Genomic DNA, 15,137 nt, shown 5'->3' on the forward strand with positions numbered 1-15,137 from the left:
AATAAAGAGACAGGGCGCCCTCGGAGCGCCCTGTAAGTTGTAAGATAAGATGACGGATTTGTGACAGGCTGCGGCTAGTCCGCGTCATAGCCCAGGTTCGGCGCCAGCCAGCGCTCAACTTCGCCAGGGGTCATTCCTTTGCGCAGCGCGTAGTCCTCCACCTGATCGCGCTGGATCTGCGCCACCGCGTAGTACTTGCTGTCCGGATGGCTGAAGTACCAGCCGGAGACCGAGGCTCCCGGCCACATGGCAAACGATTCGGTCAGCTTCATGCCGGTATGCGTCTCCACGTCCAGCAGCTCCCAGATAACGGCTTTTTCGGTATGCTCCGGGCAGGCCGGATAGCCCGGCGCCGGGCGAATCCCCTGATAGTTCTCGCGGATCAGCTCTTCGTTGCTCAGGTTCTCGTTCGCGGCATAGCCCCAGTAAACTTTACGCACCCGCTCGTGCAGATATTCCGCAAACGCTTCGGCCAGGCGGTCAGCGATCGCTTTGACCATGATTTTATTGTAATCATCATGCTGAGCGTCAAAAGCCTCGGCCAGCGCATCTTCTTCCAGCCCGCCGGTAACCGCAAATGCGCCAAGATAGTCGGCCTTGCCGCTCAGCTTCGGCGCGACAAAATCGGCGAGGCAGTAGTTGGCAAACCCGACTTTCTCCGTCTGCTGACGCAGATGATGGCTGACGGTCAGAACGTGGGTGCGCGTCTCGTCACGGTAGATTTCGATGTCGTCACCGACGCGGTTAGCCGGGAATAATCCCACCACCCCGCGCGGGTTCAGCGAATTCTCCGCGCTCAGCTTATCCAGCAGATCGTTGGCATCTTTAAACAGCCGCTGCGCCTCTTCGCCCACCACTTCATCTTCGAGGATGCGCGGATATTTCCCGGCCAGTGACCAGGTCATAAAGAACGGCGTCCAGTCGATATAGTTACGCAGCGTTTCGATGCTGGCTTCGACCTCCTGCACGCCGAGGCGATGGGCCACCGGCGGCGTATAGCTTTCCCAGTCGAACGCCAGGTCGTTATCCCGGGCGGCCGCCAGGGTGACCGGCGGAGTGCGCGGCTTCTTGCGCCCATGCTGGATACGCACGGTTTCGTACTCTTTGCGCGTGCGGGCGACAAAGTCATCGCGCTGGGTATCGGAGAGCAAGGCTGAGACCACGCCCACGGTACGCGAGGCGTTCTGCACGTAGACCGTCGGTCCGCTGTAGTTCTGCTCGATTTTTACCGCCGTATGCGCTTTGGAAGTGGTCGCGCCGCCAATCAGCAGCGGCACGGTAAAGCCCTGGCGCTCCATCTCCTTCGCCACGTTGACCATTTCATCCAGCGACGGGGTAATCAGCCCGGAGAGGCCAATCAGGTCAGCGTTGACCTCGCGCGCGGTTCTGAGGATTTTTTCTGCCGGAACCATCACGCCAAGATCGATGATTTCGTAGTTATTACACTGCAGCACCACGCCGACGATGTTTTTACCGATGTCGTGCACGTCGCCTTTGACGGTGGCGATCACCATCTTGCCGTTGCTGGAACCTTTTTCTTTGCTGGCTTCAATATACGGCTCAAGGTAGGCCACCGCCTGCTTCATCACGCGGGCCGATTTCACCACCTGCGGGAGGAACATTTTGCCCTCACCGAACAGGTCACCCACCACGTTCATGCCGTCCATCAGCGGGCCTTCAATCACCTCAATTGGGCGGGTCGACTGCTGGCGCGCCTCTTCGGTGTCGAGCTCGATAAATTCGGTGATCCCTTTCACCAGCGAGTATTCAAGACGCTTTTTGACGTCCCAGCTGCGCCATTCCGCCTGCTGGGCGTTGGCGGAGTCGTCCGTTTTACTGCCGCGATATTTTTCCGCCAGCTCCAGCAGGCGATCGGTGCCCTCGTCGTGACGGTTGAGGATCACGTCTTCGACGGCATCGCGCAGCTCGGCAGGCAGGTCGTCATAAATCGCCAGCTGCCCGGCGTTAACAATCCCCATATCCATGCCGTTACGAATGGCGTAGTACAGGAAGACGGCGTGAATCGCCTCGCGTACCGGATCGTTGCCGCGGAATGAGAACGAGACGTTGGAGACGCCGCCGGAAATCAGCGCATGCGGCAGCTCGCGTTTGATATCTTCACAGGCGCCGATAAAGTCCTGCGCATAGTTGTTGTGCTCTTCAATACCGGTCGCCACCGCGAAGATATTGGGGTCGAAGATAATATCTTCCGGCGGGAAGCCCACCTCTTCGGTCAGAATTTTGTACGCCCGGCGGCAAATCTCGATTTTGCGGGCGCGCGTATCGGCCTGGCCCTGTTCGTCGAAGGCCATAACCACCACGGCGGCGCCGTAGCGGCGCACTTTTTTAGCATGATGGATAAACGGCTCGATCCCCTCTTTCATCGAGATAGAGTTGACGATGCCTTTACCCTGAATGCACTTCAGCCCCTTTTCGATGACCTCCCACTTCGAGGAGTCGATCATGATCGGCACGCGGGCAATATCGGGCTCGCCGGCAATCAGGTTGAGGAAACGCACCATCGCCGCTTCCGCGTCGAGCATCCCCTCATCCATGTTGATATCGATAATCTGCGCGCCGCTCTCTACCTGCTGGCGGGCAACGTCCAGCGCTTCATTATATTTTTCTTCTTTAATCAGTCGCTTGAACTTCGCAGAGCCGGTAACGTTAGTCCGTTCGCCGACGTTAACAAACAGGCTGTCGTCACCAATATTCAGCGGTTCGAGACCGGCGAGGCGGCAGGCTACCGGGATTTCCGGCAGCGCGCGCGGCGCCAGCCCCGCAACGGCGCGCGACATGGCCGCGATATGTTCCGGGGTCGTGCCGCAGCAGCCGCCGACGATATTCAGGAATCCGGATTCAGCCCATTCGCGAATTTGCGCGGCCATAGTATCGGCATCAAGATCGTATTCACCAAAGGCGTTCGGCAGGCCCGCATTGGGGTGCGCGGTGACGTAGCATTCGGCAATGCGCGAGAGCTCCTGCACGTACTGACGCAGCTCGTCCGGGCCGAGGGCGCAGTTGAGGCCGAAGGTGAGCGCATCGGCGTGGCGCAGCGAGTTGTAAAAGGCTTCGGTCGTTTGCCCGGAGAGCGTACGGCCGGAGGCATCGGTGATGGTGCCGGAAATCATGATCGGCAGATCGACGCCCAGCGCCTCAAGCTCCTCCTTGACCGCAAAGATTGCCGCTTTGGCGTTCAGGGTGTCGAATACCGTCTCAATCATAATCAGGTCGACGCCCCCTTCCACCAGCGCCTTCGTTGACTCACGGTAGGCTTCCACCAGCCCGTCGAAGGTGATGTTGCGGTAGGCAGGATCGTTGACGTCAGGGGAGATGGAGGCGGTGCGGTTAGTCGGGCCAAGAACGCCCGCGACGTAGCGCGGTTTTTCCGGCGTCCGGGCGGTCCACGCATCGGCGCTGGCGCGCGCCAGCTGTGCCGCGGCAAAGTTGATTTCCGCCGACAGGGATTCCATCTGGTAATCCGCCATCGCGATAGTCGTCGAGTTAAAGGTGTTGGTTTCAATGATATCCGCGCCGGCCTCGAAATAGGCGTCGTGAATGGCGCGGATCACGTCCGGCTTGCTGAGCACCAGCAGGTCGTTATTGCCCTTCAGATCGCAGGGCCAGTCGGCAAAGCGCGCGCCGCGGAACTCCTCTTCACTCAGACGATAGCCCTGGATCATGGTACCCATGCCCCCATCCAGAACCAAAATACGTTTTTTTAACTGCTGATGCAGTTGCTCAACTTTGCTGCTCACACTCGCTCCCGACAACGCTCAACCAGACCCCAGAAATACACAAAATCATTCAAGCTGGGTCAAGGCGGCACGCGAGCCAGCCCCCAGGCGCTTTTACAAGCAGGTAACCGGGGTGAACCAGAGCAGCCAACGCAGAAGCAGTTTGAAGGATGAAGTGTATGACCATACTGGCATAAACCACAGGGTCGGGAAAGAGAGCGGCGGGCAATATGAGACATGTTCAGCTTCACTCATCCGATCAGTCCGGTTGTGATTGCAAAATGGGCAAATAAAACGAAAACTATTTCCACGATACAGAAAAAAGGAATCTGCGATGGCCACTCCCGTTCCCGCAAAGCGCGGCAGAAAACCCGCGACTCCCGCCGCCCCTCAGGCCAGCGGGCAAGTTCAGTCGCTTACCCGTGGGCTAAAATTACTCGAATGGATTTCTGAATCACACGGCAGCGTCGCGTTAACCGAGCTGGCGCAGCAGGCCGGCCTGCCGAACTCGACAACGCACCGCCTGCTGACGACCATGCAGCAGCTGGGCTTCGTGCGCCAGGTGGGCGAGCTCGGGCACTGGTCCGTAGGCGCTCACGCCTTTGTGGTCGGCAGCAGCTTTCTGCAAAGCCGCAACCTGCTGGCCATCGTGCACCCTATTTTACGCCAGCTGATGGAAGAGTCAGGTGAAACGGTTAATCTCGCGGTGCTGGATCAGAGTGACCACCAGGCGATTATCATCGACCAGGTGCAGTGTACGCAGCTGATGCGCATGTCGGCGCCGATTGGCGGCAAGCTGCCGATGCACGCCTCCGGGGCGGGTAAAGCCTTCCTGTCACAGCTGAGCGAAGAGCAGGTCACCGGCCTTCTGCACCGTAAAGGCCTGCACGCCTACACCCACGCCACGCTGGTATCGCCGGTGCATCTGAAAGAGGACCTGGCCCAGACGCGCAAGCGCGGCTATTCGTTCGATGATGAAGAGCATGCCCTGGGTCTGCGCTGCGTCGCTTCCTGCATTTATGACGAGCACCGCGAGCCGTTTGCGGCGATCTCCATCTCCGGGCCCATCTCGCGGATGACCGACGATCGCGTCACCGAGCTGGGCGCGCTGGTGATTAAAGCCGCGAAAGAGGTGACCCTGGCTTACGGCGGGGTTCGCTAACATGATCGATCTGAAATCCCTTTGGCAGCAGCGCTATCCCGGCGCCTTTTGCTGGTCATTTGGCGATTCCCCCGCGCTGGCCGATGAGCTGGCGGCGCTGGTTATCGCCGGGAAAAAGCGCGGCACCTGCGGGTCTCTTGCCAGCTATCGCCAGGAAGATCCGCCGGTAATCCCTGGCGCCTGGCATATCGTGCTCAACGGGGCGGGCGAGCCGGTCTGCGTCATCCGCACCCTGGTACTCAGAATGATTCGCTTTAATGAGATGACCGCGGAACTTGCCGCGCTGGAGGGTGAAGGCGATTTGAGCCTGGGCTACTGGCAGCAGGCTCACCGGGCGTTCTTCGAGCGTGAAGGGACCTGGTCAGCGGAGATGGAGCTGGTTTACGAAGAGTTCGCGCTGATCGAGGTCGCCGATACGCACTCCTCCTGAGCCGCTAACCCGCCTGCTGCATCGCGCCATAGCGGACGCAAAAACGCTGGCGGCGGCGATAGGCATAGACATCCTCCACGTGGCCGTTACGAATGCGCGTCTGCAGCTCCCGCCAGTAATCGGCCCGCAGCAAATCGGCGTGCATCTCCTCAAACAACGGCCCAATACGCGGGTCCGCGCAGAGCCAGTGGCGGAACTCTTCCGGGAAAACATCCCCCGGCGACACGCTGTACCACGGCTCGCTCGCCAGCTCATCTTCCGGATAGCGCGGCGGCGGGATCTCGCGGAAATTGACCTCCGTCATGTAGCAAATCTCATCGTAATCGTAGAACACCACCCGGCCGTGGCGGGTCACGCCAAAGTTTTTGAACAGCATATCGCCGGGGAATATATTGGCGGCGGCCAGCTGGCGAATGGCATTCCCGTACTCCTCGACCGCATCGCGCAGCGCCTGGCCGTCAACCTGCTCCAGCCAGATATTCAGCGGCACCATTCGCCGCTCGATATAGAGATGGCTGATGGCAATCCGATCGCCGAGGTCGGTAATTTTAGCCCCGGCTTCCGACTGCAGCAGCGCCATCAGCTGCGGCGCGATTTGCCGCTTATCCAGCACGAAGTTTTCAAACTCCTGGGTATCGGCCATTCGCCCGACGCGGTCGTGCTCCTTAACCAGCTGATAGCAGGCGCGGACGTGGGCGGCGGTCATCTCCTTTTGCGGCGCAAAGCGGTCCTTGATGATCTTAAATACCCGGTCGAAGCCCGGCAGGGTAAAGACCAGCATCACCATCCCGCGGATGCCCGGCGCCTCGATAAACTGCTCGTCGCTGCGGGCAATGTAGTGCAGATATTCACGGTAGCTTTCCGTTTTTGCGTGCTTCTGGCAGCCAATCGCCATATAGAGCTCGGCGGTGGTTTTCCCCGGCAGGATATCGCGCAGCCACTCAACCAGCGCACCGGGCAGCGGGGCGTAAACCATAAAATAGGAGCGCGCAAAGCCAAAGACGATGCTCGCTTCAGCATGGGTGGTCAGACAGGCATCAATAAACAGCTCGCCTTCATCGCTGCGATGGACAGGCAGCAAAAAAGGCAGCGTAGCCACCGGCGTAACCAGTTTGCCTACCAGCCAGGCCGCCTTATTGCGATAAAAGAGTTCGTTGGCTATTTGCAGATGGGAGCGGGACAGCATCTCGCTGCCGAGAGCTTCCACCAGGCAGGCCGTGATATAGCCAATATCCCGCGCCTTATTTTGCCACGCCAGCCGCAGGGGGAGATCGGATAACACTTTGCTTAATAACGTTTCCCAGCCGCGCTCGGGGAAAAACGTTTTCGCCAGCGGACGGGGAATTGAGCGGAAGCTGCGCTCCGGCTGCGAACTGAAAATAAAAAGCCGCTCGGGAGTCAGCGAGCGGTGGTCAAACAACCGACAATAGACGGAATTGAAAAAGCTCTCCGCAATTTCGAAGCGAGGGTAATCCGGTAGCAGGTGGGTGTAGTGCTCTTTCACCCGCAGTAAAAAATCGACGTCGGTACTTTTTCCTTCGGTAATACAGCGCAGCTGTTCAACCACCAGGCCGACGTGATGATCGTAGAGGTGGATACGCTGCTTCATCGCCTGCTGAACGGCGTGCCAGTCGGCGTGTTCAAAGCGCTGCTGCGCGCCCGAGGTGACTTCGAGAAAACGGCCATACTGGGCGTCAAAGCCCTGCAAAATAGTCTGTGCAATCAGTAGTTCCAGGCCACGCGTCATACCTTCCCCCTCACCCAGCCCTCTCCCCGGCAGGGAGAGGGGGAAACAATCAGAACTGCTCTTCTTCCGTTGAGCCGGTCAGGGCGGTGACTGATGAAGCGCCGCCCTGAATAATGGTGGTCACCTTATCGAAGTAGCCGGTGCCCACCTCCTGCTGGTGGGAAACGAAGGTGTACCCTTCCGCTGCGGCGGCAAACTCCGGCTGCTGCACCTTCTCAACGTAGTGCTTCATCCCCTCACCCTGCGCATAGGAGCGGGCGAGGTCGAACATGTTGAACCACATGCTGTGAATGCCCGCCAGAGTAATGAACTGATATTTGTAGCCCATATCGGACAGCGCCTGCTGGAAGCGAGCGATGGTGGCGTCATCGAGGTTTTTCTTCCAGTTAAACGACGGCGAGCAGTTATAGGCCAGCAGTTTGCCAGGGAAGCGCGCGTGGATAGCGTCGGCAAAGCGCTTAGCCTGTTCGAGATCCGGCTTAGACGTTTCGCACCACACGAGGTCAGCGTACGGCGCATAGGCCAGGCCGCGGCTAATCGCCTGCTCAATGCCGGCGTGAGTGCGGAAAAAGCCTTCACTGGTGCGATCGCCGGTAATAAATTCACGATCGTACGGATCGCAGTCGGAGGTGATCAGATCCGCAGCATCGGCGTCGGTTCGGGCGATGACCAGCGTCGGTACGCCCATGACGTCTGCCGCCAGGCGAGCGGCCACCAGCTTCTGGATAGCTTCCTGCGTCGGAACCAGCACTTTTCCGCCCATATGGCCGCATTTTTTCACTGACGCCAGCTGATCTTCAAAGTGAACCGCCGCTGCACCGGCCTCAATCATCGATTTCATCAGCTCAAACGCATTCAGCACGCCGCCGAAGCCGGCTTCAGCATCCGCCACGATCGGCAGGAAATAGTCGGTATAGCGCGGATCGTCTGATTCAATGCCGGCAGACCACTGGATCTGATCGGCGCGACGGAAGGTATTGTTGATCCGATCCACCACCGCCGGCACCGAGTTGGCCGGGTACAGCGATTGATCCGGATACATGCTGGAAGCCAGGTTTGCATCCGCCGCCACCTGCCAGCCGGAGAGATAAATCGCCTCGATCCCCGCCTTCGCCTGCTGCAGCGCCTGCCCACCGGTCAGCGCGCCAAGGCTGTTGATATAGCCCTTCTTCGAGCCACCGTGCAGCAGTCGCCACATTTTGGCCGCACCAAGCTGCGCCAGGGTACATTCCGGGTTGACCGAGCCGCGTAATTTCACCACTTCTTCTGCGCTATATGGGCGGGTAATGCCTTCCCAACGCGGCTGTGTCCACTCTTTGTTTAATTCTTCGATTTGCTGAGTACGAGTTTTCATGTGCAGATGCTCCATAGGGTCACGAGTGGGTGAATTACGCCAGCAGGCGGTAGCCAGGCAACGTTAAGAAATCAATCAGTTCGTCTGAGGTAGTGATTTGTTCCATCAGCCGCGCGGCATCGTCAAAGCGGCCGCTGCTGTAGCGGTGCTCGCCCAGCTCGTCCTGAATAACCATCAGCTCCTCGCCCAGCCACTGGCGGAACAGCGCTTTGGTCACCGGCGTCCCGTCGCTTAGCGTCTTTTGATGATGGATCCATTGCCAGATAGAGGTGCGCGAGATTTCGGCCGTGGCCGCATCTTCCATCAGGCCATAAATCGGTACGCAGCCGTTGCCGGAGATCCAGGCTTCGATGTACTGCACCGCCACGCGAATGTTGGCGCGCATCCCGGCTTCGGTGCGCTCGCCGTCGCAGGGCTCCAGCAGCTGCTCGGCGGTAATCGGCGCATCCTGTTCCCGGCTGACGCCCAGCTGATTGGTCCGTTCGCCCAGCACGCGATTGAAAACCTCCATCGCCGTATCCGCGAGGCCCGGGTGGGCAATCCAGGTGCCGTCATGGCCGTTTTTGGCTTCCAGCTCTTTATCGGCGGTGACTTTGCCGAGCACCTGGCGGTTCCGTTCGGCGTCCTTGCTGGGGATAAAGGCCGCCATGCCGCCCATCGCAAACGCGCCGCGCTTGTGACAGGTCTTTATCAGCAGGCGTGAATAGGCGTTGAGGAACGATTTGTCCATCGTCACCACCTGGCGGTCGGGTAAAACACGGTCAGCATGGTTTTTTAAGGTTTTGATGTAGCTGAAAATGTAGTCCCAACGCCCGCAGTTCAGGCCAACGATATGGTCCCGCAGCGCATGGAGAATTTCATCCATCTGGAACACGGCCGGTAGCGTTTCAATCAGCAGCGTCGCCTTGATGGTGCCGCGCGGCAGTTCAAACCGATCTTCGGTGTAGCTGAAAACTTCGCTCCACCAGGCCGCTTCCTGCCAGGCCTGCGTTTTCGGCAGATAGAAATAGGGGCCGCTTCCTTTCGCCAGCAGAGCCCGGTGGTTATGGAAGAAATAGAGCGCGAAATCAAACAGGCTGCCGGGAATCGACTCCCCGCGCCAGGTGACGTGCTTTTCCGGCAGATGCAGGCCGCGCACCCGGCAAACCAGCACCGCAGGATCGGGCTTCAGCTGGTAGATTTTTCCCGCTTCGTTGGTATAGCTGATGGTGCCGTTGACCGCATCGCGCAGGTTAATCTGACCATCGATGACTTTGTTCCAGTCAGGCGCCAGCGAATCCTCAAAGTCAGCCATAAATACTTTCACGTTGGCATTCAGAGCGTTAATCACCATTTTGCGTTCAACGGGGCCGGTGATCTCCACCCGGCGATCCTGTAAATCAGCCGGAATACCGCGAATCGTCCAGTCACCGTTACGAATGGAATCCGTTTCCGAAATAAAACCTGGCAGCTTTCCGTCGTCTATGTCCTGCTGCTGCTGGATACGTGCCGCCAGCAGCCTATTGCGCTCAGGCGTAAAGCGGCTCACCAGTTCCGCCAGGAACTCCACCGCCTCGGGCGTTAAGACCTGCTTTTCCTGCTCGCCATAAGGCTGGCCGAAGGCCAGTTCGTCAGTGATTGTCGCCTGTTGCGTCATTGTGCAGCTCCTCTTGGTTGATCCAGTTGGCGCGAGTGAAAGATCGTTGTCTGGTTTTCGCTCAACACAATTAAGACTACGCATTATTTTTCCAAAATCAAAAACAATTTCCATTTTAATTTTAATATCAATTCAACATATTGATAACATTAAAATTAAAGTTTATTCCGCGTATGAATTGAATTTCGGAAACAAAAAAGGCACCCGAAGGTGCCAGAGGCAAAATGCTGAAACGCTTTAGGATCGCGTTGGCTGGAGGATTAATCCAGAGTCGGATTCATATTCCGCAGATCGTATGGCGTGATTTGGTAGACATAGTAGTTCAGCCAGTTGGCAAACAGCAGGTTTCCGTGACTTCTCCAGCTGGCCCGCGGTTTGTTTTGCGGGTCATCATGCGGGAAATAATTGGTCGGAACTTCCGGGCTGAGTCCCGCTTCCACATCGCGGAAAAACTCGCCCGCCAGGGTACCGGCATCGTATTCCGGATGCCCGGTGACGAAGGCAATGCGCTTATCTTTGCTGGCAAACAGATAGGCATCGCCCTCTTCGGTTTCTGCCAGGATCTCTAAATCGGTATAGTCGCGGATCAATGCGGCCGGAAAATCGGCATAGCGCGAGTGTGGCGCGAGGAAGGTATCGTCGAAACCGCGGGTCAGTAGCGCATGCGGGTGCAAAATATGGTGTTCAAATACGCCGGAGATTTTTTCAGTGCGGGTTTGCTTGGGGATGCCATAAAGGATATTGAGCGCGGCCTGTACGGCCCAACAGACAAAAAGCGTCGAGGTCACATGATCCTTTGCCCACTCCAGCACCTGCTTAATCTGCGGCCAGTAGGCCACATCGTTGAATTCAACCAGCCCCAGCGGTGCGCCGGTGACGATCAGTCCATCAAAGTTCTGGTCGCAGATGTCCTCAAAGTTGCAGTAGAAGTTGTTCAGATGCTCGGTTGGCGTGTTGCGGGATTCACGCGCGTCGATACGCAACAGCTGGATATCAAGCTGGAGCGGAGAATTTGATAGCAGCCGCAGGAACTGATTTTCAGTCTCGATTTTCTTCGGCATCAGGTTGAGGATAAGCACCTTCAGCGGACGAATTTCCTGGGTCGTTGCGCGCGTTGTCGTCATCACAAAGACGTTCTCACTACGCAAGAAATTGACGGCCGGTAGCTCGTCCTGCACCCGAATAGGCATAACTTTATTACCTCATAGCATACGTATAAACGTTTAGACATCCAGACAGCTAACAATAACCAGGAATAAATAAAATGTCGAGTCTGCACGTAGAAGGTGAAAAAGTTTCAACCCCATTCGGTTTAACGTGGCGAAACGTTGTGAGGTTGACGGCCCGAGCCGTGTCTATCCGTTACTGCTTAGCAAAGAATAAAAAAGATAAAAAGGCCATCCCCGCCAGGAGGATGTGAGCAATTCGCGATCCGTATCAAATATTTTAATTAATCTCGCCAGCCGCTGGTGATGTGTAAACCGTTTGACAGCCTTCCCGAAAGACCATTGCTACATTGCGGCAATCCATCAGGTCTTACAGCCACAGGAAGCAAGCATGAAAATCACCAAACTGACGACATTTATTATGCACGTGCCGGTAACCAAAAATATCATCGGCGATTCTACACACAGCATTACACATTGGGGCATGCCCGGCGTCATGATTGAGACGGACAACGGGCTGGTCGGTTACGGTTATACGGGTACCCATGCTGATATCGCTACCGACAGATTGCTCACCACCATTATCAGCGATGTTTTCGGTCCGATGCTACTCGGGGAAGATGCCAATGAAGTTCGTTACCTGCACCGTAAATTATCCCGCAGTTCAACCAATATCTGGGTAGGACGCGGAGGATTGATGCAGATGGCGCTCTCTGCCATTGATATTGCGCTGTGGGATCTGAAAGCCAAGATGGTTGAACAGCCGCTGTGGAAAATTTTTGGCGGCTCACAGCACACTCGCATTTCCGCCTATAACACCGATTGTGGCTGGTTAGTCAGGGAGACCGCCGAGTTGGTCGATGACTGTAAGAAGATGATTTTTGAAGAGGGCTTTAATGCCATCAAAATGAAAATCGGCAAGCCAGACCCGCGAGAAGACCTCAGGCGGATTGAAGCCGTCAGAAAAGCGATCGGCGATGACGTCAATCTGATGGTGGATGCGAACGCCAAATGGGATATCAGCACTGCCAAACAGTATGGTTCACGGCTGGCTGATTTTGACATTACCTGGTTTGAAGAGCCGATGTGGCATGACGATGTATCCAGTCACCGCGCGCTGGCCAAGCATATCAGCACACCTCTCGCCCTGGGAGAACTACTATATCATTTTGATTCTTTTAAAGAGTTTGTACTCGCTGGGGCGGTCGATTACCTACAACCAGACGCCACGCGCTGCGGTGGACTGACGGCAGTCTGGGAAATTGCCGACCTCGGGCAGGCATTTAACCTGCCGGTAACACCGCATCACGGTGACATGATGCAGGCTCAGTTGCATCTGGTCATCGCGCACCCGGCCTGCTCGCTGCTGGAATTTATCCCCTGGACGTTGGAGTGTTTCGTCGATCCGGTAGAAGTGAAAGAAGGGTTCTATTCTCTCCCCACGGCGCCAGGCGCAGGCACCACGCTGCGGCGGGAAGCCCTTGAGCGTTTTAGCGTCAGATAACCCTCACAGGTACATCGTCTGGACGACAAAAAATAATGACAAATACCAAGAGGTGAACTATGCCCGCCCCTACCGATCTTGATTTATCACAGGCAATACGTAAATCCATACGACGGATCATCCCGATGGTCACGCTGATGTTTATTCTGGCCTATCTGGATCGTTCAAATATCGGCTTTGCAAAACAAGAATTCCAGCTGGACACAGGGCTAAGCGATGCAGCCTACGCCTTTGGCGCCGGCATCTTTTTTATCGGTTATGCCATTTTTGAAGTCCCAAGTAATATTCTGCTTTACCGCATTGGCGCCCGGGTCTGGCTGGCGAGGATCATGATCACCTGGGGTCTGGTCTCTGCGGCAATGATGTTTGCACATACCGAAACGATGTTTATCTTCTTACGTTTTCTGCTGGGGGTGAGTGAAGCAGGGTTCTTTCCCGGCGTCATTCTCTATCTGACTTTCTGGTTCCCGCAACATATCCGCGCACGTGTTACCGGCTATTTTCTGTTTGGCGCACCGCTGGCCTTTATCATCGGCGGCCCGCTTTCCGGCTCGCTGCTTTCTCTGGAAGGTACGACGCTGGCATTCGGCCTGCATGGCTGGCAGTTGATGTTCGTCGTCGAAGGTTTGTTGGCCTCAGCCGTCGGGATTTGGGTCTTTTTCTATCTGGACGATCGTCCTGACGACGCCAGGTGGTTAACGCAGCAAGAGAAAGCGGCGCTAAGCCAGACACTTAATCATGAAGAGCAGATGAAACTGGCCCATGGTCCAAAAGGCGTGTGGCAGGCCCTACTGGATGTACGCGTGCTCTACCTATGCCTGATTTGGTTCACCGTCCAGGTTTGCGGTTACGGGATCTATTTCTTCCTGCCAACCCAGATCGCCACTCTGATGGGCACGAAAGTCGGTCTGCTGGTTGGCTTTGTCACCGCTATCCCACCATTGTGTGCCGCCATTGCGGTGTATTACGTGCCACGGATCGCCGAAAAACTGCAGGAACGCCGCTACGTTGCAGCTGTCACTTTCATGTGCGGAGCCGTGGGCATCGCGTTATCTGGCTTCGCTGAGAGTATACCGCTCATCGCGATTGTCGCCCTATGCGTTGCGGCTGCGGGACACCTTGCCATGCAGCCACTTTACTGGACATTTCCCTCATCGTACCTGGGCGGAGCAGCCGCAGCTTCGGGGATCGCTCTCATTAACTCAATGGGCAATTTAGGAGGCTTCGTCGCCCCAAATCTACGCGTCTGGGCAGAGCATTCCTTCAACTCACCGCAGGCAGGGCTCTATTTCCTCGCGCTGGTCACGGCATCAGGTAGCCTGATGATTCTGGCATTGCGACGGTTTGGGATTGATAAAGCGCAGACGATACCCTCCCCGGCACACGCCATGAAATCCGGTGAGGCGACATATCTCCGGCACTCTGATTAATCGGAAATGATACAGTGCTGCGACAATAATCAACATCAGGACAGCAACAACGATGGTTAAGATATTGGCCGTAGCACAGGAGTCACATGAATGGAATCTTCAGCAGGATGAGATCCAGGCGATCCTGCTGACCAGTAGCTGGTTCCGGGCGCTACCTGATTATCTTAGTGGGCAGATGTTGTCCCGTGCCAGCTTTTATCAGTATGAAAACGGTGAAGTGATCCACTATCGCGGAGATGAATCACAGGCGCTGTATGCGGTCATTACCGGATCCGTCAAAGTCAGCTCCGTCTCAGCCGATGGCAAAGAGTGTATTTTTCGCTATCTTTCGCCCGGCAACTGGTTTGGTGAAATCGGTATGATCGACAAATCAGTCCGTACCCACGATGCCAGAGCTCTTGGCAAAACAATACTGCTGACGCTGAAGCCGCGCGACGTGGAGTCGCTTTTGCAGCACTATCCCATCCTCCACCATTTTCTGGCACTACTGCTGTGTAAAGTGGTGCGCAACGCCTTCACGATGCTCCATGACAGCGCGCTTTTATCCGTCTCAGCCCGTCTGGCGAAACGTCTGGTGAGCTTGTCGGAAGGCTATGGCGAATGGCATGAGAAAGGCGTATTAATCAACCTTTACTTAACCCAGGACGACCTGGCAACCATTATCAATACCACCCGTCAGACGATTAATAAGCGTCTGGTTGCATGGGAAAAGTTGGGATGGATCGAGGCAAAATACGGCAAGATTTTAATCGTGAATATGAGCGCGCTCAGGCAACTCTATATCGATGAAGATGAATAGCCCAAAACGCAAAAAGCCCATCCTCGCGGATGGGCTTCTTACTGGTTTGATGCCTGGCAGTTCCCTACTCTCACATGGGGAGACCCCACACTACCATCGGCGCTACGGCGTTTCACTTCTGAGTTCGGCATGGGGTCAGGTGGGACCACCGCGCTGTTGCCGCCAGGCAAAT

At 56.4% G+C, this 15,137-nt stretch carries 10 protein-coding genes and 1 rRNA gene; 5 read left to right on the forward strand and 6 right to left on the reverse strand.

Annotated features, from left to right (window positions below; all coding sequences use genetic code 11):
• Positions 1 to 74: 74 nt before the first annotated feature.
• Positions 75 to 3,758, reverse strand: a complete 3,684-nt coding sequence (gene metH / locus NWP14_RS23585; protein WP_375216092.1) for a methionine synthase — start codon at positions 3,756 to 3,758, stop codon at positions 75 to 77.
• Positions 3,759 to 4,071: 313 nt separating this feature from the next.
• Here metH and iclR point away from each other — a divergent pair, with 313 nt between their 5' ends.
• Positions 4,072 to 4,899 carry a glyoxylate bypass operon transcriptional repressor IclR gene (iclR, locus tag NWP14_RS23590; protein ID WP_095104816.1) on the forward strand — a complete coding sequence of 276 codons (828 nt, stop codon included), beginning with the start codon at positions 4,072 to 4,074 and terminating at the stop codon, positions 4,897 to 4,899.
• Between the two features lie 10 nt (positions 4,900 to 4,909).
• Positions 4,910 to 5,329, forward strand: coding sequence for an ASCH domain-containing protein (locus NWP14_RS23595; protein WP_375216095.1), 420 nt, complete (start codon positions 4,910 to 4,912; stop codon positions 5,327 to 5,329).
• 4 nt (positions 5,330 to 5,333) lie between these two features.
• Here NWP14_RS23595 and aceK read toward each other — a convergent pair whose 3' ends face one another.
• The 4 genes from aceK to metA all read right to left on the reverse strand — a co-directional run bounded on the left by aceK (position 5,334) and on the right by metA (position 11,256).
• A complete protein-coding gene (gene aceK, locus NWP14_RS23600) occupies positions 5,334 to 7,076 on the reverse strand; it encodes a bifunctional isocitrate dehydrogenase kinase/phosphatase (protein WP_331833804.1) in 1,743 nt (580 codons plus the stop codon).
• 49 nt (positions 7,077 to 7,125) lie between these two features.
• The gene (aceA, locus tag NWP14_RS23605) at positions 7,126 to 8,430 is read right to left on the reverse strand and encodes an isocitrate lyase (RefSeq protein WP_095104812.1); all 1,305 of its coding nucleotides are present in this window, start codon (positions 8,428 to 8,430) and stop codon (positions 7,126 to 7,128) included.
• 34 nt (positions 8,431 to 8,464) lie between these two features.
• Entirely contained in the window at positions 8,465 to 10,066 is a 1,602-nt protein-coding gene (gene aceB / locus NWP14_RS23610; RefSeq protein WP_375216093.1) for a malate synthase A, read from the reverse strand.
• 260 nt (positions 10,067 to 10,326) lie between these two features.
• On the reverse strand, positions 10,327 to 11,256 hold the full coding sequence (metA, locus tag NWP14_RS23615; protein ID WP_095104808.1) for a homoserine O-succinyltransferase: 930 nt from the start codon (positions 11,254 to 11,256) through the stop codon (positions 10,327 to 10,329).
• 367 nt (positions 11,257 to 11,623) lie between these two features.
• Here metA and NWP14_RS23620 point away from each other — a divergent pair, with 367 nt between their 5' ends.
• From NWP14_RS23620 to NWP14_RS23630, 3 genes are read left to right on the forward strand one after another with little or no spacing between them, the layout of a single operon-like run.
• The gene (locus NWP14_RS23620; RefSeq protein WP_095104806.1) at positions 11,624 to 12,736 is read left to right on the forward strand and encodes a mandelate racemase/muconate lactonizing enzyme family protein; all 1,113 of its coding nucleotides are present in this window, start codon (positions 11,624 to 11,626) and stop codon (positions 12,734 to 12,736) included.
• Positions 12,737 to 12,795: 59 nt separating this feature from the next.
• Positions 12,796 to 14,166: an MFS transporter gene (locus NWP14_RS23625; RefSeq protein WP_346430594.1), complete on the forward strand. Its 1,371-nt coding sequence runs from the start codon at positions 12,796 to 12,798 to the stop codon at positions 14,164 to 14,166.
• 52 nt (positions 14,167 to 14,218) lie between these two features.
• Positions 14,219 to 14,965, forward strand: a complete 747-nt coding sequence (locus NWP14_RS23630) for a Crp/Fnr family transcriptional regulator (RefSeq protein WP_095104804.1) — start codon at positions 14,219 to 14,221, stop codon at positions 14,963 to 14,965.
• Between the two features lie 51 nt (positions 14,966 to 15,016).
• On the opposite strand, the gene rrf is transcribed toward NWP14_RS23630, so the two are convergent.
• Positions 15,017 to 15,132: ribosomal RNA gene (gene rrf / locus NWP14_RS23635) — 5S ribosomal RNA — on the reverse strand.
• Positions 15,133 to 15,137: the final 5 nt, after the last annotated feature.

The organism is Klebsiella sp. C349492 (genome assembly GCF_042055345.1).
Lineage (GTDB): Bacteria > Pseudomonadota > Gammaproteobacteria > Enterobacterales > Enterobacteriaceae > Klebsiella > Klebsiella scottii.

Coding starts and splice junctions, on each gene's coding strand:
- iclR (WP_095104816.1), top strand. CDS start 4,072: ATGGCCACTCCCGTTCCCGCAAAGCGCGGCAGAAAACCCGCGACTCCC.
- aceK (WP_331833804.1), bottom strand. CDS start 7,076: ATGACGCGTGGCCTGGAACTACTGATTGCACAGACTATTTTGCAGGGC.
- aceA (WP_095104812.1), bottom strand. CDS start 8,430: ATGAAAACTCGTACTCAGCAAATCGAAGAATTAAACAAAGAGTGGACA.
- aceB (WP_375216093.1), bottom strand. CDS start 10,066: ATGACGCAACAGGCGACAATCACTGACGAACTGGCCTTCGGCCAGCCT.
- metA (WP_095104808.1), bottom strand. CDS start 11,256: ATGCCTATTCGGGTGCAGGACGAGCTACCGGCCGTCAATTTCTTGCGT.
- NWP14_RS23620 (WP_095104806.1), top strand. CDS start 11,624: ATGAAAATCACCAAACTGACGACATTTATTATGCACGTGCCGGTAACC.
- NWP14_RS23625 (WP_346430594.1), top strand. CDS start 12,796: ATGCCCGCCCCTACCGATCTTGATTTATCACAGGCAATACGTAAATCC.
- NWP14_RS23630 (WP_095104804.1), top strand. CDS start 14,219: ATGGTTAAGATATTGGCCGTAGCACAGGAGTCACATGAATGGAATCTT.